At 76.6% G+C, this 21,920-nt stretch carries 26 protein-coding genes; 11 read left to right on the forward strand and 15 right to left on the reverse strand.

Annotated features, from left to right (window positions below; all coding sequences use genetic code 11):
- Positions 1 to 19: 19 nt before the first annotated feature.
- The 10 genes from QSK03_RS12790 to QSK03_RS12835 all read right to left on the reverse strand — a co-directional run bounded on the left by QSK03_RS12790 (position 20) and on the right by QSK03_RS12835 (position 6,539).
- Positions 20 to 511 carry a nucleoside deaminase gene (locus QSK03_RS12790; RefSeq protein WP_285652371.1) on the reverse strand — a complete coding sequence of 164 codons (492 nt, stop codon included), beginning with the start codon at positions 509 to 511 and terminating at the stop codon, positions 20 to 22.
- A gap of 13 nt (positions 512 to 524) precedes the next feature.
- Positions 525 to 731 carry a DUF2795 domain-containing protein gene (locus QSK03_RS12795; protein ID WP_285652374.1) on the reverse strand — a complete coding sequence of 69 codons (207 nt, stop codon included), beginning with the start codon at positions 729 to 731 and terminating at the stop codon, positions 525 to 527.
- Between the two features lie 14 nt (positions 732 to 745).
- Positions 746 to 1,159: an STAS domain-containing protein gene (locus QSK03_RS12800; protein ID WP_285652376.1), complete on the reverse strand. Its 414-nt coding sequence runs from the start codon at positions 1,157 to 1,159 to the stop codon at positions 746 to 748.
- 145 nt (positions 1,160 to 1,304) lie between these two features.
- Positions 1,305 to 1,520, reverse strand: coding sequence for a hypothetical protein (locus QSK03_RS12805; RefSeq protein ID WP_285652377.1), 216 nt, complete (start codon positions 1,518 to 1,520; stop codon positions 1,305 to 1,307).
- A gap of 139 nt (positions 1,521 to 1,659) precedes the next feature.
- Positions 1,660 to 2,430, reverse strand: coding sequence for a glycosyltransferase family 2 protein (locus QSK03_RS12810; RefSeq protein WP_285652378.1), 771 nt, complete (start codon positions 2,428 to 2,430; stop codon positions 1,660 to 1,662).
- Entirely contained in the window at positions 2,427 to 3,035 is a 609-nt protein-coding gene (locus QSK03_RS12815; RefSeq protein ID WP_285652380.1) for a methyltransferase, read from the reverse strand. Before QSK03_RS12815 ends, QSK03_RS12810 begins: the two co-directional genes overlap by 4 nt.
- Positions 3,032 to 3,769, reverse strand: coding sequence for a PIG-L deacetylase family protein (locus tag QSK03_RS12820; protein WP_285652381.1), 738 nt, complete (start codon positions 3,767 to 3,769; stop codon positions 3,032 to 3,034). The genes QSK03_RS12815 and QSK03_RS12820 overlap by 4 nt, the downstream gene beginning before the upstream one ends.
- On the reverse strand, positions 3,766 to 4,734 hold the full coding sequence (locus QSK03_RS12825; RefSeq protein ID WP_285652382.1) for an acyl-CoA dehydrogenase family protein: 969 nt from the start codon (positions 4,732 to 4,734) through the stop codon (positions 3,766 to 3,768). The genes QSK03_RS12820 and QSK03_RS12825 overlap by 4 nt, the downstream gene beginning before the upstream one ends.
- A gap of 191 nt (positions 4,735 to 4,925) precedes the next feature.
- Positions 4,926 to 6,272, reverse strand: coding sequence for an amidase (locus QSK03_RS12830; RefSeq protein WP_285652384.1), 1,347 nt, complete (start codon positions 6,270 to 6,272; stop codon positions 4,926 to 4,928).
- A gap of 33 nt (positions 6,273 to 6,305) precedes the next feature.
- Positions 6,306 to 6,539: an alpha/beta fold hydrolase gene (locus tag QSK03_RS12835; protein WP_352232000.1), complete on the reverse strand. Its 234-nt coding sequence runs from the start codon at positions 6,537 to 6,539 to the stop codon at positions 6,306 to 6,308.
- A 215-nt stretch (positions 6,540 to 6,754) separates the two neighbouring features.
- Between QSK03_RS12835 and QSK03_RS12840 the strand changes: the two genes are divergently transcribed.
- Positions 6,755 to 7,627 carry an NmrA family NAD(P)-binding protein gene (locus QSK03_RS12840; RefSeq protein WP_285652387.1) on the forward strand — a complete coding sequence of 291 codons (873 nt, stop codon included), beginning with the start codon at positions 6,755 to 6,757 and terminating at the stop codon, positions 7,625 to 7,627.
- Between the two features lie 190 nt (positions 7,628 to 7,817).
- Positions 7,818 to 7,988, forward strand: a complete 171-nt coding sequence (locus QSK03_RS12845) for a hypothetical protein (protein WP_285652388.1) — start codon at positions 7,818 to 7,820, stop codon at positions 7,986 to 7,988.
- A 218-nt stretch (positions 7,989 to 8,206) separates the two neighbouring features.
- On the opposite strand, the gene QSK03_RS12850 is transcribed toward QSK03_RS12845, so the two are convergent.
- Positions 8,207 to 8,608, reverse strand: coding sequence for an ATP-binding protein (locus tag QSK03_RS12850; protein ID WP_285652390.1), 402 nt, complete (start codon positions 8,606 to 8,608; stop codon positions 8,207 to 8,209).
- A 58-nt stretch (positions 8,609 to 8,666) separates the two neighbouring features.
- On the opposite strand from QSK03_RS12850, the gene QSK03_RS12855 reads away from it, so the two are divergent.
- Together QSK03_RS12855 and QSK03_RS12860 are read left to right on the forward strand one after the other, a co-directional pair.
- A complete protein-coding gene (locus QSK03_RS12855) occupies positions 8,667 to 9,053 on the forward strand; it encodes a nuclear transport factor 2 family protein (protein ID WP_285652392.1) in 387 nt (128 codons plus the stop codon).
- 41 nt (positions 9,054 to 9,094) lie between these two features.
- A complete protein-coding gene (locus QSK03_RS12860) occupies positions 9,095 to 9,595 on the forward strand; it encodes a hypothetical protein (protein WP_285652393.1) in 501 nt (166 codons plus the stop codon).
- On the opposite strand, the gene QSK03_RS12865 is transcribed toward QSK03_RS12860, so the two are convergent.
- Positions 9,592 to 10,986: an MFS transporter gene (locus QSK03_RS12865; RefSeq protein ID WP_285652394.1), complete on the reverse strand. Its 1,395-nt coding sequence runs from the start codon at positions 10,984 to 10,986 to the stop codon at positions 9,592 to 9,594. The genes QSK03_RS12860 and QSK03_RS12865 overlap by 4 nt on opposite strands.
- 122 nt (positions 10,987 to 11,108) lie before the next feature.
- Here QSK03_RS12865 and QSK03_RS12870 point away from each other — a divergent pair, with 122 nt between their 5' ends.
- From QSK03_RS12870 to QSK03_RS12880, 3 genes are all read left to right on the forward strand, one after another.
- The gene (locus tag QSK03_RS12870; RefSeq protein WP_285652396.1) at positions 11,109 to 11,744 is read left to right on the forward strand and encodes a LysE family translocator; all 636 of its coding nucleotides are present in this window, start codon (positions 11,109 to 11,111) and stop codon (positions 11,742 to 11,744) included.
- A 190-nt stretch (positions 11,745 to 11,934) separates the two neighbouring features.
- Positions 11,935 to 13,401, forward strand: a complete 1,467-nt coding sequence (locus QSK03_RS12875) for an FAD-dependent oxidoreductase (protein ID WP_285652397.1) — start codon at positions 11,935 to 11,937, stop codon at positions 13,399 to 13,401.
- An 81-nt stretch (positions 13,402 to 13,482) separates the two neighbouring features.
- The gene (locus tag QSK03_RS12880) at positions 13,483 to 14,010 is read left to right on the forward strand and encodes a hypothetical protein (RefSeq protein ID WP_285652398.1); all 528 of its coding nucleotides are present in this window, start codon (positions 13,483 to 13,485) and stop codon (positions 14,008 to 14,010) included.
- On the opposite strand, the gene QSK03_RS12885 is transcribed toward QSK03_RS12880, so the two are convergent.
- Positions 13,991 to 15,178 carry a TetR/AcrR family transcriptional regulator gene (locus QSK03_RS12885; protein ID WP_285652399.1) on the reverse strand — a complete coding sequence of 396 codons (1,188 nt, stop codon included), beginning with the start codon at positions 15,176 to 15,178 and terminating at the stop codon, positions 13,991 to 13,993. The two genes, QSK03_RS12880 and QSK03_RS12885, sit on opposite strands and share 20 nt — an antisense overlap.
- Before the next feature lie 115 nt (positions 15,179 to 15,293).
- On the opposite strand from QSK03_RS12885, the gene QSK03_RS12890 reads away from it, so the two are divergent.
- Positions 15,294 to 16,841, forward strand: coding sequence for a long-chain-fatty-acid--CoA ligase (locus QSK03_RS12890; RefSeq protein WP_285652400.1), 1,548 nt, complete (start codon positions 15,294 to 15,296; stop codon positions 16,839 to 16,841).
- A gap of 4 nt (positions 16,842 to 16,845) precedes the next feature.
- Here QSK03_RS12890 and QSK03_RS12895 read toward each other — a convergent pair whose 3' ends face one another.
- Entirely contained in the window at positions 16,846 to 18,111 is a 1,266-nt protein-coding gene (locus tag QSK03_RS12895; protein WP_285652401.1) for an RNA polymerase sigma factor, read from the reverse strand.
- 4 nt (positions 18,112 to 18,115) lie between these two features.
- Complete coding sequence (locus QSK03_RS12900) at positions 18,116 to 18,535, reverse strand: YciI family protein (protein ID WP_285652403.1); 420 nt, start codon at positions 18,533 to 18,535, stop codon at positions 18,116 to 18,118.
- A gap of 186 nt (positions 18,536 to 18,721) precedes the next feature.
- Here QSK03_RS12900 and QSK03_RS12905 point away from each other — a divergent pair, with 186 nt between their 5' ends.
- The 3 genes from QSK03_RS12905 to QSK03_RS12915 are packed head-to-tail and all read left to right on the forward strand — an operon-like array spanning position 18,722 to position 21,920.
- Positions 18,722 to 20,605: a GAF domain-containing SpoIIE family protein phosphatase gene (locus tag QSK03_RS12905; RefSeq protein ID WP_285652404.1), complete on the forward strand. Its 1,884-nt coding sequence runs from the start codon at positions 18,722 to 18,724 to the stop codon at positions 20,603 to 20,605.
- Positions 20,602 to 20,943, forward strand: a complete 342-nt coding sequence (locus QSK03_RS12910) for an STAS domain-containing protein (protein WP_285652405.1) — start codon at positions 20,602 to 20,604, stop codon at positions 20,941 to 20,943. Before QSK03_RS12905 ends, QSK03_RS12910 begins: the two co-directional genes overlap by 4 nt.
- Positions 20,940 to 21,920 (forward strand): ATP-binding protein, encoded by a 981-nt coding sequence (locus QSK03_RS12915; protein ID WP_285652406.1) that lies wholly within the window; start codon positions 20,940 to 20,942, stop codon positions 21,918 to 21,920. Before QSK03_RS12910 ends, QSK03_RS12915 begins: the two co-directional genes overlap by 4 nt.

Genomic DNA, 21,920 nt, shown 5'->3' on the forward strand with positions numbered 1-21,920 from the left:
TTCGTCGTCTCCGGGGGCTTCAGCCGGCCAGCCGCCGGCGGTGGAGCTCGCGGATCTCGTCGTCGAACGGGGCCACCGGGCCGTTCACCCGCAGCGCCGGCGCCACGTCCGTGATCGGCAGGGGGCGCACCGGCGACGGTGGCGCGCCGAGCTCGGCGCGCCAGCGCGTCAGCTGCTCCGACGAGCTCGCGTAGAGGATCGGGCCGAGCCCGACCCACGCGTGCGCGGCCGCGCACATCGGGCAGTGCTCGCCGGAGGTGTAGACGGTGCTCGCCGCCCGCTCCTGGGCGGTCAGCTCGGCCGCCGCCCACCGGGCGATCTCGAGCTCCGGGTGGCGCGTCGCGTCCCCGCGGGAGCTCTCCCGGTTGCGGTCCGCGAACCGGACGCCGCCGCCGGGACCCACGAGCACCGAGCCGAACGGGTCGTCGCCCGCCTCGAGCGCCTCGCGGGCGAGCTCCACGCAGCGCCGCAGGTGGTCACGGTCGTCGTCGGTGATCGGCGTGGACGTCACCGCGCGACCGTACTCAGGCCCGGTCGGGGCGCTGCGGCACCGAGATCACCACGTCGTCGGCGGTCGAGAACGTGCGGTCGGGCAGCGCCCGCAACGCCGTCAGCACCTGGGTGTCGCCCTCGCCGCGGTCGGTGGCCCAGGAGATGACCTGGGTGCGGTCGGCGGGGAAGGCCATCCCCTGCAGGGCCTTGCGGACGCGGAGGTCGTCGCGATCGGTCACGGGATGTCCTCCCTCTACAGCCGGAACTGGCCGAGCTCGGCGGCCAGCGCCTCCGGCGGGTCGTGCAGCTCGACACGGGCCTCGTGGGCCAGGCAGCGGATGCGCAGCCGGGCGAGCACCCGGGCCAGGCCGGCGTCGCAGCCGTCGAGGCCCGAGAGGTCGATGACCAGCTCGGTCCGCGCCTGGCGCTCGAGCTCGCCGGTCATGCCGCGCAGGCGCTCCCGGCCCGCGCGGTCGAACCGCCCGCGCAGCGCGAGCGCCACGCAGCCGGGGCCGTACCGGCGGATGCCGACGGACGCCCGGCGGTCGCCGCCGGCCGACGGCTCGGCGCGCGCGACGGCCTCGGCGACGGCGGCGCGTCGGCGTGCCGACAGGTCGGCCGGCAGATCCTCGGAGAGATCGGTGGACGGGTCGACGTCGATGCTCATGGGGCCTCCTCGCGGCCACGGTCGGCCCGGCCCACGGAGGGGTCGGACCACGTCGTCCGCGACGGCCTGCAGGTCTCAACCGCCGAATCTGTCACCGGGAGGTTACCCGCCGCGACCGGAGGACGCAGGACCCCCGACCGGCCGGTCACCTCGTCCCCCGCGGTGTGCGGGGCGTGACGAGACCGTCGATCTCGGCGAGGAGGTGGGCGAGCTCCTGGCGCAACCGGGCGAGCCGCGGGGGCTCGAGCGTGCCGCGCTGCTGTTCGGCGTGCACGGCATCGACGATCGCGAACGCCCGCTCGAAGCGGGGGTCGATCGACGCGTCGACCCGGGCACGCCACGCGGCGGACCCGGCGCTCACGGGAGCGCTCCTCGGACGGTGGGACGGGGACGCTCGGGCATGGTGCGGCTCCTGGGAACGGGCGCGGCCGGCAGGTGCGGGCGCGCAGCACGTGTCGAGGCTCCGCCGCGGGCTCGAGCGGGTGAGGCGTCGGTGTCGATCAGTCGCGGGCACGGTCGGGCCGCTCCCGGCTCCCCGCCGCGGGTTCGAGCGGGGTTGACGGGGGGCTACCCGGTGAGGCGGGCATCACATGCCGGGTGAGCGCCCGGAGATGTCCGGCGAAGCCGTCCGGGGCCCGGCCGTCGGTACGGGCGCTCGTCACGACGGGGTGCGCGCGGTCGCGGAGCACCCGGTACCCGCCGCGGTCGAGGGCCGCGACGAGGGCGACGTCCTCCGCGGTGGCCCGCGGCGGGAACCCCCCGACCGCGCGGTAGGCCTCCGCCGCGATCCCGAGGCTCGCCCCGTGCACGTGACGGTGGGCGTCGCCGGACCCGCCGTCGTCGTACGCGGCCCGGTAGTGGTGGCGGACCGGGTGCGGCAGCCCGGCCCAGTCGGTGACCGCGACCGTGCCGACCCATGCGTCGGCGCCCGCGTCCCGGGCCGCGAGCTGCGCGGACAGCCAGTCCCGGGGCACCACGGAGTCGGCGTCGGTCGTGGCCAGCCACACCGGCGGGATCCGGCGCGCCAGCAGCGTGGCCGCACCCGCCGCCCGGGCCCGCCCGACGTTGCGCGCCGCCAGGCGCCGCACCCCCACGTGGTGCCGACGGGCGATCGCCTCGGTGCGGTCGGAGCAGGCGTCGGCGACGACGAGCACCGCCACGCGCGCGCGGTCCCGCACGGCGCCGGCCGCGGCGCGCAGCCCGGCCAGGCAGTCGGCGAGCAGCTCCTCCTCGTCGTGGGCCGGGACCACGACACCCACCCACGGCGTCACCGCAGCCCCGTCTCCTCGGCGACCGAGCGCGCCGGCGGCGGCACGCGCGCGTACACCTCGAGCCGGAAGTCGGCCTCGTCGTGACGGACGGTCCGCGCGAGCCCGGGGCGCGCGGCGAGCTCGTCGTGCACCGCCGGTCCTTCGACGGGGTACTCGGGCGCGGCGCGCAGCCAGTGGACAGCGAGCAGGTGGCCACCGGGGACCAGGCGCTCCTCGACGGCGTCCCAGCAGGCCGCCCGGTCGTCCGCGTCGAGGTAGTAGGCGACCTCCGAGGCCACCACCAGGTCGAACGGCCCGGCGGGCACCTCGCCGGGCAGCTCGCCCCGCGCCACGTCCACGCCGCGACGGCCGGCGAGCCGCGCGCGGGCGGCCGCGACGGCGCGGTCGGCGGCGTCGCGGCACACGAGCTCGTCGCACCGCTCGGCCAGCCCCACCGACAGCGCCCCGGACGCGCAGCCGGGCTCGAACGCGCGGGCGTAGCGGGGCCGCGGCAGGGCGGCGAGCACGACGGCGCGCCTGCGCTCCTCGTACCAGCCCGCCTCGATGCCCCACGGGTCGGCGTCGCGTGCGTAGAGGTCGTCGAAGTACGCGCTGGACAGGCTCACCACGGCCCCCACAGGATCTCGGTGTCCCGGCGGAACCGGGCCAGGACGGCGTCCGGGAGCACCGGTGCGTCGCGCGGGTCGTCCGACAACGGCGCGATCTGCGTGGTGAAGCACGCGATCGCCGCGCTCTTGGCCGCGACGGCGCCGCCGGGCAGCACGAGCCGGCGGGCCCCGTCGAACGACACCTGCCCCGGGCGCGCCCAGTGCCACAGCCACACCGCGTACCGCCGGCACGCGACCCCGGCCCGGTCGGCGGCGAGCCCGGCGCCGGCCGACACCGCGTCGTGGTCGGGGTGGCCGTCGTCCGCGACGGGGGCGAGCACCGTGTCGCCGGCGCGCAGGACGGCACCGAGGCCGTGGGCGACGTCGGCCGCCGTCACCCCGGCGTCGGGCAGCCCGAGACGGTGCACCCGGGCGGGCACCCCCAGGGCGGCGAGCGCGGCGCGGCGCTCCCCGGCGCGGCGCTCGACGAGCTGCGCGGGCGTCAGCGTCGGGCTCCCCGGGTGCGAGCCCTCGCCGTCGGTGACGGCCACGACGAGGACATCGTCCGGCGCCCAGGCGGCGAGCGTCCCGCCGACGCCGAGGACCTCGTCGTCGGGGTGCGGCGCCACCACGACCACCCGGCCGGTCGGGCGCACGGTCGCCGGGTCGACCGCCGGGACGGCGTCCAGGCCGCCCGGCCCCCACCAGACGTCCTCGGGCGTCCCGAGACCTTTGAGCGACGGCGCGGTCACAGGAGCACGTCCTCGGCGTCCTCGGCGTCCCCGACCAGCTCCCCGAGCGTGGCGAGATCCCGTTCGGCGTGACTCTGGCGGACGTAGACCTCCAGGTCGGCGACGCGCTGCGCGTGGTCGGCGTCGCCCGCGAGGGGACCCGGCCCGAGCGCGCGGCCGGTGCGCCGCAGCGCGCTGTCGACCGCCGCCTCGACGACCGCCCGCACCCGCAGGGCTCGCCGCCGGGCCACCGGCGCCGGCTCCGGGCTCCCGGCGTCGAGAGCGTCCGCGGCCTCGCGGAGCAGGCACCGGGCCGCGGCGAGGGCGGCGTCGACCGCGCCGAGATGGGCGTGGCCGTGGGCGTCGAGACGACCGTCGCGGGCCGCGCGGCGCAGCGGCGCCGCGACCCCGACGGCGCCGCCGAACCACGCCGCCGCCACGGCGATCGCGCCGTGCCAGAACCCGGCGCGCTCGAGGTAGGCGCCGGGCCCGCCGAGCGGCTCGGCCGGCACCTCCTCGAGGTCGACGCTCGCCGCGGCGCTGCCACGCATCCCGTGGGCCTGCCACCGCCCGGGGGTCACGGTGATCCCGGGCGCGGCGAGGTCGACCGCGAGGATGCGGCGGCCGTCGTCGGCGTGGGCGGTGATGAGGGCGTGGGTGCACGGGCCCGCCGCGCCGGAGCAGAACGGCTTGCGACCGGACAGGCGCCATCCGCCCGCCCTGTCCGGCTCCGCGCGCACCTCCGCGCCGGGCGGTTCGGCGGCCCACACGCCCCAGCACGAGCCGGCCGGCACGGGCCGTCCCCCCAGCTCGGCGTGGATCGTCACGGCGTCGAGATGGGCCTCGGCCAGGCGCGCGACGTCGAGGTCGTCGGCCGCGGCGCGGGCCAGCACGGCCAGGTTGTGCCGGGTGCGCCCCTCGCCCCGCGGGGTCGGCCCGGTCCGGAACGACCCGAGCACGGGCCGGACCGCGTCGAGTGGGGTCATCGCTCTCCTCGGCACGCGCGCGGGGACCGGCGGCCGGGGGCGACGCCGGACGGCTCCGCACGACAGCGACGGGGCGGAGGGCTGTACCCCGGGGTCACGGCACGAGGACGTCGGCGACGTCCCCGGCGCGGCGGACCGGGCGGGGCTACCCGGCGTCCCCGCTCCTCACCCGTGTCCCGGCGTCGCGCCGATCACTCCCGCGCGGCGTCCACCGCCCGCTCGACCTGCGCCGCGAGCGCGACGAGCCGCGCGTCCTCGCCGGGGGCGACGGCGAGCTGGACCGCCAGGGGGAGCCCGACGTCGGAGCGCCCGACGGGGAGGACGGCGGCCGGCTGCCCGGTGTGGTTGAAGCCGGGGGTGTGGGCGTAGTGCCGTCCGAGCGCGAGCATCGTCGGCAGGCCCCGGCGGCCCGCCCAGTGCCCGACCGGCACGGCCGGGCCGCGCGCCGGCGGGGTCAGCAGGACGTCGACGGCGAGGTCGGCGAGCAGGCGCCGGCCCACCGCGGCGCCCTGCCGGCGGGCGGGCGCGATCGCCGCGTCGGGGACGAGGCCCCCGATCCGCGCGACCTCGGCCGTGCGCGCCTCGAGCAGCGTCGGGTCGTCGACCTCGCGCGCGGTGGCGGCGAGACCGTGCAGCATGCGGGCGACGAAGCCGAGGGGCGCGGTGCCCCAGCGGGTGCGCACCTCGCGCACGTCGTGGCCGAGCCCCGCGAGGGTCTCCGCGGTCCGGCGCAGCGCCGCCTCGAGCTCGGGGTCGAGCGGGAGCACGGGCGACACCGGCGAGGCGAGGTCGACACCGACGCGCAGGGGCGGCGGGTCCTGCTCGGCGGCGTCCGCGAGCGGGGCCGGGAAGTCGCCGATCAGGTCGAGGTAGAGCGCGGAGTCGGCGACCCGCCGGGTGAGGCAGCCCTGGACCGAGAGGCCGTTCCACCCACCGCCGGGGGTGCGGCCGGCGCCGGGCTTGATGCCGACGAGGCCGCAGCACCCGGCGGGGATGCGGATCGAGCCGGCGCCGTCGCTCGCGGTCGCCAGCCCGACCGCGCCGCCCGCGACGGCCGCCGCCGAGCCGCCCGACGACCCGCCGGGCGTGCGCGCCGTGTCGATCGGGTTGCGGGTGACGCCGGAGCGCACCGACTCGGTGAACCCGTAGAGCGCGAGCTCCGGCAGCGTCGTGCGCCCGATCGGCACGAGACCCGCCGTCCGCAGCGTCGCGACCACCGGGCTGTCGGCGGTCGCCGGCGTTCGGCGCGCCCTGCTCCCCCAGGACGTGACGTGCCCGGCGGCGTCGAGATCGTCCTTGACGGCGATCGGCACCCCGAGCAGCGGCCCGTCCTCCCCGCGCGCCCGCCGCCGGTCGGCGTCCTCGGCCGCCACGCCGGCCGCGTCAGCGTCGATCGTGACGAAGGCGTTGACGCGGGCGTCGACCTCGCGGGCCGCCGCGACCGTCGCCTCCGCCAGCGCGACGGCCGTGATATCCCCGGATCGCAGCGCGGCGGCCTGGGCACGGGGGGTGTCGGCGACGAGCGCGGCGGCGTCCACGGGTACAGGGTGCGCTACGTGCTCACCGGCGCGTCAGCGCACCAGGAAGTCCAGCAGCGCCCGGTTGAACTCCTCGGCGTGGGTGGCGTTCAGGCCGTGCGGCCCGCCCTCGACGAGGACCGTGCGGCTGTCCTCGAGGGCCTCGGCGGTGCGCCGGCCCGAGACCTCGAAGGGCACGATCGCGTCCGAGTCGCCGTGGATGACCAGCGTCGGCACGTCGATCGTCGCGAGGTCGTCGCGGAAGTCGGTGTAGCTGAAGGCCCGGATGCACTCGAGCGTGCCCCTGCGGTGACGCGAACTCGGCGATGGCGCGGTGGTAGAGCCGCGACGGCTCGCTGATGAGGCCGGTCCAGGGCTTGCGACGACGACCCGAAGCCCCGGGCGGACTTTTCAGACGTGGACGATTTCATCGTGCACGATGGAACCTACTCAGGACGTCCGCCTCGTCCGCCTCGTCGGACCCCCGCGCGAGGGTGTCCGGCATGACCATCGCGATCACCACCCCACGGGGTCACGTGGGGTCGCACGTCCTCCCCCGCCTCGTCCAGTCCGGCGTCCGGCCGCGGGTCCTCCTGCGCGACCCCGCGACCCTCGACCCCACCTGGCGCGAACACGTCGACGCCGTGGCGTGCGACCAGGACGACGCCGACGCGGTCGTGGCCGCCACCCGCGGGGTCGAGGCGCTGCTGTGGATCAGCCCGACGCAGCACACCGGCGACCCCGTCGCGACGCACGCGCGGCTCGGCGGCCACGTCGCCCGCGCGGTCCGCGAGAACGGCATCGCGCGCACGGTGTTCCAGTCGAGCATCGGCGCCGAGAAACGCCACGGCGCCGGCGAGATCGACGGCCTCGCGCGCGTCGAAGAGGCGCTGGACGCCACCGGCGCCCCCGTGCTGCACCTGCGCGCCGGGTACTTCTTCACCAATCTCGAGTTCGAGATCGAGGCCCTGCGCGCGGGCGTGCTGCGCACCGCGATGCCGCTCGACGCCCCGATGCCCTGGGCCGACCCCCGCGACATCGCGGAGGTCGCCGCCGGACGCCTGCTCGCGCCCTGGGCACGAGGCGGGGTGCAGGCCGTGCACGGTCCGCGCCATCTGTGCTTCGCCGAGGTGGCAGAGGTGCTCACCACGGCGCTGGGCCGGCCGGTGCGCGCCGAGCGCCTCACCGACGACGAGCTGCGCGCCGGGCTGCGCTCGGCCGGGCTGGGCGACGCCGCGGTCGAGGCGATCGTCGGGATGTCGGCAGGGCTGCGCGAGGATTTCGTGCCCGAGCAGCCCCGCTCGGCGCTCACCACCACGCCGAGCACGCTCGAGGGCTGGGCCCACGCCCACCTCCGCCCCCTGGTGGACGGGTGAGGCGGGCCCCCCGCCGGTGGAACGCGCGCCGCCGTTCGTCCGATGATCGGGACCATCCGCCGCCCGGCTGGGGCCGCCGGATCGATCCCGTTGCGCACACCCGGCACGCGAGCGGCGCGGACCGCGTTCACTGGAGACGCCACCCCGGGCCGATCCAGGATGCCCGGGCCGCACAGGAAGGGGCCGCAACATGATCAAGAATCGGGAGCTGGCCCTCATCCCGGACTCCGCGCTGGAGCTGCTCGAGCCGCCCGCGACCTCGCCCGTGCCGGGCCCGCGATCGTCCGTGACCCACGCCCTTCGCACGCCGCGCGTCGCCGACCGCCACGCGCCGCGCCGGCCGGGGGCATCGCCGCGCTGAGCCGTCGGGGGACGGTCCGCCTGCTGCCGCGGGAAAGCCGACCCCCGCAGGAGACCCTTCGGTTCCCGAAGCGTCCTGCCGAGTCGTGACAGGCCGACTCCTCGGGGAGCCCCCCCCCCCGGGACAACGCCACCTCCCCCGGAGACACTTCGAACTCCGAAGCGTCCCGCCCGGTGGCACCGCCTCTCTCGGCCCGCCGCGGCGCAGCGGACACCGGCTCAGGCCGGGTGGCGCAGCGTCACCGTCGTTCCGCCCGGCCCGGGATCGACCGTGTACGCCGCGGCCAGCTCCTCGATGAGGGCGAGACCCCGGCCGCGGTAGCCGTTGCTGCCGGTCGGGGCGCGCCAGCGACCGGCGTCCGACACGGTGATCACCAGGGCCCGCCCGGTGGGGTCCCACTGTCCCGAGAGCGTCATCGTGCCGGCCTCGTCCTGGTCGGCGTAGGCGTGCTCGGCGGCGTTCTCGAGGGCCTCGCTGACGGCGAGCGTCAGGTTGTCGACGACGTCCTCGTCCTCGCTGAGGTGTCCGCGCAGCCACCGCCGCACCGCGCGGCGCAGGCGTCCGACGTCGGACGGCGTGGCGGGTGCCTCGAGGTGCAGCGCGTCCTCCACGTCGCCCACGGCCCCCGCACCCCCGCTTCCTCCGCCGCTCGCCGGTCCCGACCGTACGCTGTTCCCGGTGGACGCCCTGACCAATCCGACCACCTTCCGCGCGGCCGTCGAGAGCGGCGACATGGACGCGGCGATCGCCCTGCTCACCGAGGACGTCGAGTTCCACAGCCCCGTCGTGCACTCGCCCTACCGGGGCCGCGACGCCGTGGCGCCGATCCTGCGGGCGGTCGCGACGGTCTTCGAGGACTTCCGCTACGTGGGCGAGATCGACGGGGGCGAGGACCACCTGCTGCAGTTCCGCGCCCACGTCGGCGACCGCGAGCTCGAGGGCATCGACCTGCTCCACCACGACGCGAGCGGCGCGATCGACCGGCTGACCGTGATGATCCGACCCCTCTCGGCGCTGCAGGCCGTGGCCGGCGCGATGCGCGACCGGCTCGCCGCGCAGGGCTAGGTACTGGTCCGGCGCCGATCGGCGCAGCACACTCCCCCGCTGTGGACGCCGCGTACGACGCCGAGCCGTGGTCCGACTTCGCCGCCGGGATGGCGGGCGCCGCGGCCGCGCTCGCCGGCCTGCTGTTCGTCGCCGTCTCGATCAACATCCGGACGATCCTCACCGGCACCGGGATCGCGGGCCGGGCCGCGCTGGCGTTGATCCTGCTCGCGCTGCCGGTCTTCCTCTCGCTGGCCCTGCTGATCCCGGGACAGCCGGACGTCGCTCTCGCGATCGAGCTCCTGGTGATCTCCGCGGTGACGGTGCCGTCGCTCGGGTACCTGGCGCGGCCCTCAGCACACGCCGCCGAGCAGCCGGTGTCCTCGTGGATCGCCACGAACGTCATCCCGTCGGCGGTCGCCGCCCTCGCGCCCGTGGTGGCCGCCGTCGGGCTGCTCACCGGGTCGCTCGGCGGGCTCTACTGGCTCCCGGCCGCGGTGGCGCTCGCCCTGGTGGGCGGCCTGGTCAACGCCTGGGCGCTGCTCGTGGAGATCCTGCGCTAGACGCCCCGGGCCGCCGGCCTCGCGGTCAGGGCTCCGACGACGGCGACCACCGCGAAGGTCGCGAACAGCCAGCGGGCGGCGGCGAGCGGGTCCGCACCGCCGAGCGCCAGCGACACGCCGCCGAGGGCGGTGCCCACCGACACCGCGAGCATCTGCACGGTCGTCACCGCGGCCGAGGCCTTGTCGGCCTCGCTCTCGTCCTGCTCCTGCGCCGGCTCGGCCTCGGCCTCGGCCCCGCCGATCGCGGACGCCGCGAGGTGCGGCCACGCCGTCCCGATCCCGATGCCGCCGGCCACGAGCCCCACGGCCCACAGCACGACGGCGAGTGGTCCGTCGAGGGCGAGGAACGTGACCGCGACGAGCACGGTGCCGGCCGCGAGCAGTCCCGGCCCGACCAGGACGCGCCAGCGCGGCCGCCGCGCCGAGGCGCTGACCATCTCGCCGCTCACCCAGCCCGCCCCCAGCGCGACGCCCAGGAAGCCGGCGGCCACGGGCGTCAGCCCCGCCACCTGCTGCCCGGCCAGCGGCACGAACGCCTCCAGCCCGGAGACGCCGACGAGGACCGCCATCAGCCCGTAGATCCAGCGCAGCGGCGAGCCGTGCCGGAAGGTGGCGCGCGGGAGCACGCCGGCGGAGGTCCGGCGCTCGTGGACCACGAACAGCACGAGCAGCACGAGGGCGACGACCAGGCCCAGCACCGCGACGGCGAGCTCGGCGGCGAGCCCGGCGACGCTGAGGACGGCCGCCGCCCCGGCGACGAGCAGCACGGACCCGACCGGGAACGCGCCGGGCGCGAGCCGGGCACGGGCGCGGTGCAGCGCCGAGGGCACGATCGCGGCGATCAGGAGGCTGCCGATGACGAGGGCGCCGAACGCCCAGCGCCACTGCCCCATCCCCGCGAGCAGGCCGCCCAGCCCGGGTCCGACGATCAGCGCGACGCCCCACATCGCCGCGATCACCGCGCTGCCGCGCGTCCACAACGACCGGGGGAGTGCGACGCGGATGAGGGCGTAGCCCATGGCCGCGAGCAGCCCGCCGCCCACGCCCTGGATCACCCGGCCGACGAGGAGCACGGCCATCGACGGGGCGAGCGCGTCGACCAGGGCGCCGAGCGCGAAGACCGCGAGCGCGACGAGGTAGGCGCGCCCGGCGGGGACCGTCGCCAGCACCCGGCTCGTCAGCGACGACGCCACGACGGCGGCGAGCAGGAACAGCGTTGTGGGCCAAGCGTAGAACGCCGCCCCGCCGATCTCGGCGACCGCCGAGGGCAGCAGGCTCGCGGTGACGTAGGTGTCGACGGCGAACATGAGCGTGCCGCCGGCCAGCACCGTCACCGCGCCGCGGCGCCCGGGCGCGACCATCTGCGCCCACGAGCCCTGCTCGACCGTCATCGCCCGTCACCTCGCTCGGCGCCTCTCCCCGGGGGCAACGCCGCGCGCGCCCGCACCCATCCGCCCGCGATCTCGCGGATTCTCGCTGGACCGGGCGCCCGGCCGGGACGAGGCTCCGGTCCGTGCCCCACCTGCTCACCTTCGCCGTGGCGTGCGTCATCGTCATCGCGATCCCCGGACCGAGCGTCGTGTTCGCGATCGGCCGAGCCCTCGCGGCCGGGCGGCGGCGGGCGCTGTGTTCCGTGGCCGGCAACGCGCTCGGCATCGGGCTGCAGGTCCTCGCCGTCGGCGTCGGGCTCGGCGCGGTGCTCGCACAGTCGGCCGCGGCGTTCACGGTGGTGAAGCTCGCCGGGGCCGCCTACCTGGTCGTGCTGGGCGTGACGGCGATCCGGCACCGGCACCGGGCGGCGGCCGCGCTGGTGGCCCCGGCGGTGACGACGTCGCTGCCCGGGTGGTGGCGCTCGGGCGTCGACGGCGTCGTGGTCGGGCTTCTCAACCCCAAGAGCGCGATCTTCCTCATCGCGTTCCTGCCCCAGTTCATCGATCCCGCCGCGCCCACCGGACCGCAGGTCGTCGTGCTCGGCGTGGTCATGACCTCGATCGGCCTCACCTTCGACAGCGTCTGGGCGCTGGGCGCGGGCACGGCACGGGCGTGGTTCGCCCGCTCGCCCCGGCGGCTCGCGGTGCTCGGCGGTGCGGGCGGTGTCGCGATGATCGGCCTGGGCGCCGGGCTCGCGACGACGTCGCGCGCGGCCTGACCGGGCCGCCCGACCGTCGGCGGTGCGGCGTCGGCGGGATGGAGTACGCCCGCTCGCCGCGTACGCAGATCACCGGCGCCGACGTCACGCTGGGTACGCAATTCCTGGAATGTCGGCGGCACTCGGCTCCTCCTAACGTCGGTACCCCGCTCACGCGGTGTGAGTCGGGTGATGACTCCGGAGGTGCGCGATGGGCGCGATCGTGGTGTGCGGCGGCGGGATGGTCGGGCTGTCGGCGGCCCTGATGCTGGCCCGCGACGGGCACCGGGTGACGGTGCTCGAGTCCGACGCCCAGGAGCCACCCCCGACGGAGAGAGCCTGGGCGTCCTGGTCGCGGCGCGGCGTCGCGCAGTTCCGGCAGCCGCACGGTCTGTTCGCCCGCGTCCGTGCCGTCCTCGACGCGGAGCTGCCCGACCTCCCCGGGCGGATGCGCGACGCCGGGTGCGTCACCGTCGACCCGCTCGCGGCGTTGCCGCCGACCGTCACCGACCGGGAGCCCCGCGACGACGACGAGGCCCTGACGGCGGTCACCGGACGGCGGCCCGTCGTGGAGGCGGTCGTCGCCGCGACGGCGGCCGGGACCCACGGCCTGCGGATCCGGCGCGGGGTGACGGTCACCGGCCTGCTGATGGGGCCCCGGGCCGGCACTGGAGCCCCGTCCCGCTGCCCGCACGTCGTCGGCGTGCGCACCGCGGCGGGCGAGGAGATCCGCGCCGACCTCGTCGTGGACGCGACCGGTCGGCGCGGGCCGGGCGCGCGGTGGCTGTACGCGCTGGGCGCGCCGTTGACCGAGACCCGCGCGGTCGACCGCGGCTTCGTCTACTACACGCGCTTCTACACCGGTCCGACCCTGCCGCCGCGGATCGGCCCGCCGCTGGCGCCGCTGGGCTCGGTCTCGCTGCTGACCCTGCCCGGCGACGGCGACACGTGGTCGGTGACGGTCTACGGGCTCGCCGCCGACCGCGCGCTGCGCGCGGTGCGCGACCCCGCCGTGTTCGACCAGGTCGTCGGGGCCTGCCCCTGGCAGGCGCCGTGGCTCGCCGGTGAGCGGATCACCGGGGTGCTCCCGATGGGCGGCGGGATCGACCGCCGGACCCGGCTGGTGCGCGCCGGCCGTCCGGTGGTGACCGGCCTCGTGGCGATCGGCGACGCCTGGTGTGCCACCAACCCTTCGGCGGGACGCGGGATCAGCATCGGCGTCACGCACGCCCAGGCCCTCCGGCACGTCGTCCGCGACCACCTCGGCGACGCGGCCGCGCTGGCCGAGGCGTTCGACGGGGTCACCGAGCGGGCGGTCGCGCCGCTCGTCGAGGTCCAGACCCACGCCGACCGCGTGCGGGTGGCCGAGATGCAGGCCGAGATCGCCGGGGAGCCCGCCGGGCCGACCGACGACCCGATGACCCGCCTCGCCGCCGCGGCCGGCGAGGACGCCGACGCGCTGCGCGGCCTGCTCGAGATCGTGAACTGCCTGGCCCTGCCCGACGAGGTCCTCGCCCGCCCCCGGGTGCGGGCCGCCGTCGACGCCCTCGGCCCGGTCCCGCCGCGGCGGGTGCCCGGTCCGGACCGCGCCGAGCTCCTCGCCCTCCTCGCCGAGGCGCCGGGGCTCGCCGCCGTCCCCGCCCCGCGCGACGCGCGGCGCGCCGCCATGGCCTCGTGACGTGACCTCCTCCTCGGCGGGTGAGGCGCCCGCCGCACCGGGCGCCTTCGATGCCGGGGAGGCACGCCGAGAGGAGTCGATGTGGCGACGGACCACGAGGACGGACGCGTCGACTCCCCCGCGCGCACCGACCTCGGCGACACGACGCGGGCGGCCCTGCGCGCGGCGCTGACGGGGACGATCTTCGCGATGTCGGTGCTGGCCTACTTCGGCAACCACGACACGGTGCTCGGCGAGGTCGTCGCCTCCGTGGTCGGCACCGGGATCGTGATCTTCCTCGGGGAGGCGTACGCTGGCCTGCTCTCCGCGGCCCTCGCCTCCTACGACCGCCTGCCGCGCGCCGAGATCCGCCACGAGCTCGGCGTCTGCGCATTCGCGGCGGGCCCCGGCGTCCTGGCCGGGCTGTTCCTCCTGCTCGCCCGCGCGGTCGGGCTGACGGTGCCGGTGAGCGTCGACGTCGCCCTCTGGCTGGGGGTCCTCACGCTGGCCCTGTGCAGCACCGTCGAGAGCGTCGGGTCCCACCGACCGGTCCCGATCAAGATCTTCTCGGTGGCTGTCTCCGTCGTGGTCGGCGTCGCGATCATCGCGATCAAGGCCGCTCTCCACTGAGGACCGCGCCGGCCAGCGCCGCGATCCGGGCCCGGGCGCCCGGGCGCGCGGCGAGGTGGTGGATGCGCGCCAGGCTGTTCACGAGCGCGAGCGCCGCGTGGACGTGCACCCGCGCCTCGGAGGCGGGGCGGGCCGGGCGCGCCGCGGTCACCAGCGCCGTCCACTCGGCGAGGTAGTCGCGCTGCGAGCGCCGCAACGCCTCGCGGTCCGGCTCGGGCAGGTGGATGACCTGGGAGATCAGCACGCTGACGATCTCGGGGTCGTCGGCCACGAAGGCGGTGTAGTCCGCGGCCAGGCCGGCGAGCGCGTCGGCGGCGTCGGCGGCGCCCGCCAGCACGTGGTGCAGGCCGAGCCACAGGGCCTCGTCGCCGCGGTGCAGGGCTGAGAGCAGCAGGTCGGTCTTGGTCGGGAAGTGGCGGTAGACGCTCGGACCGGCGATGCCCGCGGCCGCGCCGATGTCCGCGAGCCCGACCGCGGGGTAGCCGCGCTCACCGAAGAGCCGCGTCGCCACCGCCAGGAGGGCCTCGCGCCGCGAGACCGGCGCCAGCACGCCGGGCCGCGGCGGGGTCGCCGCCGGGCCCGTCGCCGCGGGGACCGGCACGGTCAGCACCGCCCGCGCCGCGTCCGCGAGCAGCGGCCCGTGGCGCTCGGGGTCGGGGCGGAACCGGTGGTGGGAGGGGCTGCCCAGCACCGAGAGCGCCGCCCAGGAGCGCAGGTCGGCGTCCCGTCCGTCGGCCCGGGCGGCGACGACGCCGGCGACCGCCCGCAGCCGGTGCCGCAGTGCCCGACGGGCGTCGTCGGGGAGGTGGCCGGCCTCCCGCTCCCAGAGCAGGCCGAACTCGGGACGCTCCACGACCAGGCCGGCGAGGCCGTCGAGGAGGTCCCCGGGCGGGTCGGCCACCAGCGTCTCGAGGCGGCCGAGCTGCTCGTCGAGGACGGCCAGCAGGAGCTCCTGCTTGCCGCGGACGTGGCGGTAGAGCGCGCTCGGGGCGATGTCGACCGCGGCGGCCACGTCGGCCATGCCGACCCGGTGGTAGCCCAGCGACCAGAACTGCGCCGCCGCCGCAGCGAGGATCCGCTGCCGGCGGTCCCGGGGCCGCCGGCGCACCGGCACCGCCGATGTGAACACCGGTTCGCCACCGGTCACGACCTCGCCCGTCCCGCTCACGGCCACCTCCCGGGGAAAAACGGGCGCCTCCCTCCGCCCGAGGTGACATGCTTCACTCGCATCAGAGCTAATCACGATTCACATCGTGCGCCAACCGCTCCGAGGAGAGACGGCCGTGGAGATCACCCAGGCGCTGCACCGCGCCGTCCAGCAGACCCCGGACCTGCCCGCGACGATCTTCGGCGACCGCGTGCGGACGTGGGCCGAGTGCCACGACCGCGTCGCCCGGCTCGCCGGGGCGCTGCAGGGGCTCGGCGTGGGCGACGGCGACCGGGTGGCGATGCTGTCGCTGAACTCCGACCGGTTCCACGAGTACCTGTTCGCCGTCCCGTGGGCCGGCGGCGTCGTCACCCCGGTGAACATCCGGTGGAGCCCGGCGGAGATCGCGTCCTCGATGGAGGACGCCGCGGTCGCGATCCTCTTCGTCGACGACACCTTCGCCCCGGCCGTCCCCGCCGTCCGCGCGGCCGCGCCGGTCGTGACGACGGTCGTGTACTGCGGCGACGGCGACGTCCCCGAGGGCATGGTCGGGTTCGAGGACCTGATCCGGCGCGGCGACGCGGTGCCCGACGCCCGGCGCGGCCGCGACGACCCGTACGGCATCTACTACACCGGCGGGACGACGGGCACGCCGAAGGGTGTCGTGCTCAGCCACACGAACCTGCTCGCGTCCGCCCTGGGCAGCACGGCCTCCGGCGCGTTCACCAACCCCGGCGGGCGCTACCTGCACGCCGCGCCGATGTTCCACCTCGCCGACGGCGCGGCCTGGGTGGCGCGCAACGTCGTCGGCGGCACGCACGTGATCGTCCCGATGTTCACGCCGGCCGGCGTCGCCGCCGCGATCGCGCAGCACGAGGTCACCGACGTCCTGCTCGTCCCGACGATGATCCAGCTCCTCGTCGACGCCCCCGAGGCCGCCGACGCCGACCTGACCAGCCTGCGCAACCTCCTCTACGGCGCCTCGCCGATCTCGGAGGCGGTGCTCGAACGGGCCGCGAAGCGCCTGCCGGCCGCGGACTTCACCCAGGCCTACGGGATGACCGAGCTGTCGCCGGTCGCGACGCTGCTCCTGCCCGCCGACCACGGCGTCGACCGGCTCCGGCGCTCGGCGGGCCGCGCGGCACCGCACTCCGAGGTCCGCATCGTCGACGAGCTCGACGAGGAGGTGCCGGTCGGCGGCGTCGGCGAGATCGTCTGCCGCGGCCCGCACGTCATGCTCGGCTACTGGAACCGCCCCGACGAGACCGCGACGGCGCTGCGCGGCGGCTGGATGCACACCGGCGACGGCGGGCGGATGGACGCCGATGGCTACGTCTACGTCGTCGACCGGATCAAGGACATGATCGTCTCCGGCGGCGAGAACGTGTACTCCGTCGAGGTCGAGAACGCGCTGGCCAAGCACCCCGGCGTCGCGTCCTGCGCGGTGATCGGCGTGCCCGACGACGAGTGGGGCGAGCGGGTGCACGCCGTGGTCGTGCCCGCGGCGGGTGCCGCGCCCGGCGCCGACGAGCTCCGCGAGCACGTCAAGGGCCTCATCGCCGGCTACAAGGCGCCGGGCACGGTCGAGCTGCGCGACGCCCTGCCGGTGTCCGGCGCCGGGAAGATCCTCAAGCGCGAGCTGCGCGCCGAGCACTGGCCGCAGGGCGACCGCGGCGTCTCGTAGACCGTCAGCCCAGGTCGGCGATCTTGCCCCGGAGCAGGGCCCGTTCGCGCTCGTTCGCGCAGCGCTCGACGGCGGTCTCCAGCTCCCGCCGCGCCTCGTCGCGGCGCCCGAGCCGGGTGAGCAGCTCGCCGCGGACGCTCGGCAGCAGGTGCGATCCGGCCAGCGCGTCGGCGTCCGCCAGCCCGTCGACGATCGGCAGCGCGGCCGCCGGCCCGGAGGCCATCGACACCGCCACGGCACGGTTGAGGTCCACCACGGCCGACGGCGCGAGGTGCCCGAGCGCCTCGTAGAGGCGCACGACGCGCGACCAGTCGGTGTCCTCGACGGAGGCCGCGACCGCGTGGCACTCGGCGATCGCGGCCTGCAGCCCGTAGGGGCCGAGGCCCCGGCCCGCCACCTGCGCCCGCGCGAGCGCGGCCCGTCCCCGCCGGATCGCCGAGCGGTCCCACCGCCGGCGGTCCTGGTGCTCGAGCAGCACCGGCTCGCCGTCGGGGCCGGTGCGCGCCGGGAAGCGCGCCGCGGTGAGCTCGAGCAGGGCGAGCAGCGCGTGGACCTCGGGCTCGTCGGGCACCAGCCGGGTCAGCACGCGCGCGAGCCGCTGCGCCTCGCCCGCGAGGTCGAACCGGATCAGCGCGTCCCCGGAGGTCGCGGACGACCCCTCGGTGAAGATCACGTAGACGACGCTGAGCACGGTGCCGAGCCGGTCCCGACGTTCGACCGCAGGCGGCACGGCGAACGGCACCCCGGCGGCCCCGAGCGCCTTCTTGGCCCGCGTGATCCTGGCCTGCACGGTCGCGGTCGGGACGAGGAACGCGCGGGCGATCTCGTCGCTGGTCAGGCCCCCGACCACGCGCAGGGTCAGCGCCACCCGCGCCTCGCGGGAGAGCACCGGGTGGCACGAGACGAAGATCAGCGCGAGGACGTCGTCGTCGATCCGGTCGGGGTCCCACAGCACGTCGTCACCCCCAGCGGGTGCGGGCGCGCCGCCCTCGCCCAGGTCGCGGGCGAGGGCGGCGTAGCGCTCGTCGAGCGCGGCCCGGCGGCGGTACGCGTCGATCGCCCGGCGCCGGCCGGTGGTGAGCAGCCAGCCCGCGGGCTGGTCGGGGACGCCGTCGCGCGGCCACCGGACGAGGGCCTCGGCGAGCGCCTCCTGCGCGAGGTCCTCGGCCAGCGCGAAGTCGCCGGTGTAGCGGGCGAGCGCGCCGACGATCCGCGCGGACTCGATGCGCCACACGGCGGCGACGGCCTCCCGGCCGGTGGTGTCCCCCATGGCTCTACAGCTGACCGGTCGCCTCGCGCCAGGCCCGTTCCTTCTGGATCCACTCGTTGTCCTGCGGGAACTCGTCGATCGTGGCGACACGGCGGATCTCGGTCTTGAAGCCGTCGCCGGCACCGGGCAGCCGCTTGGCCCACTCCACGGCTTCCTCCTTGGACGCGACGTTGACGAGGTAGAAGCCGCCGAAGAGCTCCTTGGTCTCGCCGTAGGGGCCGTCGGTGACGACGGGCGGCTCGGCGGAGTGGTCGACGACGACCGTCTCCGCCGGGTCCTCGAGGCCCTCGGCGGCGAGCAGGACGCCCGCCCGGAGCATCTCCTCCTGGAACCGGCCCATCTTCTCGAGCATGGTGTCCATGTCGACGTCGGCCATGGCCGCGTAGGCCTCGTCGGTGGCCCGCATGATCAGCATGTACTTCATCGGTCTCTCCCCTGCTCCTCGGGGCCCTCGGCAGGGCCTCTCACCCCCAGGTCGAACGGCGGGACCCGCGGATCGACACGGACCGGGAGGAGTTTCCGACACCTCCGGCGTCCCTCCATCCGATCACGCCACGTCACCGAAACGGGGCGCTGTCGGCCGCGCATCGCGGCCGTTAGTCTCCGTCGGGTGACAGCCGAGGCCGACGAGCTACTCGACGTAGTTGCCGGCTCGCCGCCCACGCCGCGCGGGGACGAGGGGGGTGCGCGCACGCGGACGGCGGGATTCCAGCAGCTGACCGAGCAGCTCTCCCGTGCCCTGACGCCCGCGGACATCGGCCGGCTCACCGCCACGACGGCCGCCGCCCTCATCGGCGCCGACGCGTGCGCGGCCTTCGGACGCCGTGAGGGCGCGGACGTCCTGGACGTGCTGCACTCGCACGGCTGGCCGGGCGACGCGCACACCCGCTTCTCCGAGGTGCCGCTGCACGCCGGACGGCCGATGTCCGACGCCGTCCTCACCCGCGCGCCGGTGTGGCTGGAGGACGCCGAGCAATGGCGCACCCGCTATCCGGAGATGGCGCCGATCGGGGTGTCGGAGGGACACCAGGCCAGCGCGGTCCTCCCGCTGCAGGTCGAGGACCGCGACCTCGGCGCCGTCGTCTTCAGCTTCTACCGGCCCCGCGTCTTCGACGGCGCCGAGCGCGAGTTCCTCGTCGCCGTGGCGGCGCTGTGCTCCCAGGCGCTCGACCGGGCCCGGCTCTACGCGGCCGAGCGCGACGCGCGTGCCGCGGCCGAGCGCGAGCGGGACCGGATGGCGTTCCTGGCGCGGGCGAGCCGGCTCATGGAGGCGCCGCTGTCGGTGGAGGAGCGGCTGCGCCAGCTCGCCGACCTCGCCGTCAACGGGATCGCCGACTGGTCGGCGGTCCACCTGGTCCGCGGATCCCGTGTCGAGCGGGTCACGGTCGCGCACCTGGACCCGGCGAAGATCGCCTTCGTCGAGGAGCTCGAGCGGCGCTATCCGCCGGACCCCGACGCCGCGACCGGCGCGATCGAGGTCACCCGCACCGGCGTGCCCGTCGTCATGCCCGACGTGCCCGACGAGCTGCTCGTCGCGTCGGCCGTCGACGCGGTCCACCTCGAGCTCATCCGGGCGATCGGCATGCGGTCGGCGATCGTCGTCCCGCTGCTCGTGCGCGGCCGCAGCCTCGGCGCGCTGACGCTCGTGCACGCCGAGTCGGGCGGGCGGTTCGAGGAGGAGGACCTCACGTTCGTCGGCCAGCTCGCCGCGACCGCCGCTCTCGCCCTCGACAACGCCGCCCTCTACGAGCAGCAGCGCCTGGTCGCGCAGACGCTGCAGACGGCTCTGCTGCCGACCGAGCTGCCCGAGGTGCCCGGCGTCGCGTGTGCGGGCCGCTACCGGCCGCCGAGCCCGGACCTCACGGAGGTGTACGTCGGCGGCGACCTCTACGACGTCCACGAGGACGAGGACCGCCACCGCTGGGCGCTGACCGTGGCCGACGTGTGCGGCAAGGGCCCGCAGGCGGCCGCGATGACCGCGCTCATCCGGCACACCGTCCACGCGGAGGTGCGCCACGGGCTCGCGCCGGCGGAGGTCCTGCGGCGCGTCAACGCGACGGTGCTGCGCCACCACGGCGGCGCGCGCGCCCGCTTCGCCACCATGGCGCACGCGGTGATGACCGTGGACCCGGCCGGCGCGACGGTCACCCTCGTCAACGGCGGGCACCCGGCCCCGCTCGTGCTGCGCGGCGACCGCGCCGAGTGGGTGGAGCTCCCCGGCACGCTCGTCGGCGTCTACCCCGACCTCGCCCTCACCGAGATCGAGGTGCGCCTCGGTCCCGGCGACCTGCTGCTGCTCTACACCGACGGCGTCACCGAGGCCCGCGGGCCGGACGGCTGGTTCGGCCCCGAACGGCTCGCGGCTCTCCTGTCCTCGTTGGCCGGGGCCTCGGCCGACGTGGTCGCCGACGGCGTCATGGACGCCGTCTCGGAGTTCCAGGGCGGCCGGTTCCGCGACGACGTCGCGCTCCTCGCGGTCCGGGCGGACCCGTGAGCGAACCCAGCGGCATGCTGCGCATCGACCGCACGTCCCACGCCGACCAGGTGGTGCTGATCATGCACGGCGAGCTCGCCAGCGACACGCTGCCGACCGCCCAGGACGAGGTCACCGCGGCCGAGGCCGACGCCCCGCCGGTGCTGGTCCTCGACCTCGCGCCGCTGGACTACGTCGACAGCTCCGGCGTGCGCCTGGTGCTGCTCGCCCAGCACGTCGCCGAGGAGGCCGGGCGACGCCTCGCGGTGCGACTCGGGCGCGGCCACACACGGCGGGTGTTCGACATGCTCGGGCTGACGTCGCGGCTCGAGGTCCTCGACCGGGACGACGCGTCGTGACCGCGGCCCCCGAACGGTCACCGGCGCCCCTCAGCGGACCCGACCCCTTCCGGCACCTCGCCGTCGTCCACGACGACGCCGACGAGCTCGTCACCACGCTCGCCCCGCTGCTCGACGCCGCCCGCGCGCAGCACGCCCTCGTCTGGGCCGCCGTCGACGGTCCGATCCGCCGGGCCGTCGAGCGATACCTCGGGGACGCGGCCGAGGACGTCGTCTTCAGCGAGCCGGCGCAGCCCTACAGCTACAGCGGCCAGACGACGGCCGCCCGCCGCGCGGAGCGGCTGCGGGAGATGGTCGACGTGGACCGCGGCGCCCTCATCCTCAGCGACACCAGCACGATCGGCGGGAGCGGCCCGGATGCGTCGCCCCCCGACGTGTGGAGCGTCGTGGACGCGAGCTGCAACCTGGCCCTGACCGGCCTGCCGGTGACCCTGGTCTGTCTCTGCGCGGCCGCGGGTGCCTCCGAGGCCAGCGAGCGGTTCCGGTACTGGAACCACCCGGAGCTCTTCGTGGGCGCGACCGCGAGCCCCAACCCCCGCTACCGCCTGCCGGAGGACGTGCTCGCGGCCTTCCCCGCCCCGCCCGCGCCCGTGCTCGGTCCGCCGGACCACGAGACGGCGTTCGACGGCGTCGGCGCGCTGCGCGCGATCCGACAGGTGACGCGCCACCGCGGCGAGGACGCCGGGCTCGACGACGACCAGGTCGACGGGCTCGTGCTCGCGATCGCCGAGCTGGTGAGCAACAGCATCGAGCACGGCGCCGGCCGCGGCACCATGTCCTGGTGGACCAGGCCCGGCCGGATCGTCGCCGAGATCCACGACGTCGGGCACATGACGACCACGACCCCCGGGCTGCGGCGCCCTTCCATCCGGTCGCCCCGCGGGCGCGGCGTGTGGCTCGCCCGCCAGCTCAGCGACGTCCTGCACCTCTGGACCGGCGACGACGGGACCCACGTCCGGCTCGAGCTCAGCGCCTGA

Origin of the sequence: Actinomycetospora sp. NBRC 106375, assembly GCF_030269665.1 — a bacterium.
Taxonomy (GTDB): domain Bacteria; phylum Actinomycetota; class Actinomycetes; order Mycobacteriales; family Pseudonocardiaceae; genus Actinomycetospora.

What these genes read in the sequence shown, in the direction of transcription:
- QSK03_RS12800 (WP_285652376.1), bottom strand. Translation starts at nt 1,159, where the DNA reads ATGAGCATCGACGTCGACCCGTCCACCGATCTCTCCGAGGATCTGCCG.
- QSK03_RS12825 (WP_285652382.1), bottom strand. Translation starts at nt 4,734, where the DNA reads ATGACCCCACTCGACGCGGTCCGGCCCGTGCTCGGGTCGTTCCGGACC.
- QSK03_RS12840 (WP_285652387.1), top strand. Translation starts at nt 6,755, where the DNA reads ATGACCATCGCGATCACCACCCCACGGGGTCACGTGGGGTCGCACGTC.
- QSK03_RS12845 (WP_285652388.1), top strand. Translation starts at nt 7,818, where the DNA reads ATGATCAAGAATCGGGAGCTGGCCCTCATCCCGGACTCCGCGCTGGAG.
- QSK03_RS12865 (WP_285652394.1), bottom strand. Translation starts at nt 10,986, where the DNA reads ATGACGGTCGAGCAGGGCTCGTGGGCGCAGATGGTCGCGCCCGGGCGC.
- QSK03_RS12875 (WP_285652397.1), top strand. Translation starts at nt 11,935, where the DNA reads ATGGGCGCGATCGTGGTGTGCGGCGGCGGGATGGTCGGGCTGTCGGCG.
- QSK03_RS12895 (WP_285652401.1), bottom strand. Translation starts at nt 18,111, where the DNA reads ATGGGGGACACCACCGGCCGGGAGGCCGTCGCCGCCGTGTGGCGCATC.
- QSK03_RS12900 (WP_285652403.1), bottom strand. Translation starts at nt 18,535, where the DNA reads ATGAAGTACATGCTGATCATGCGGGCCACCGACGAGGCCTACGCGGCC.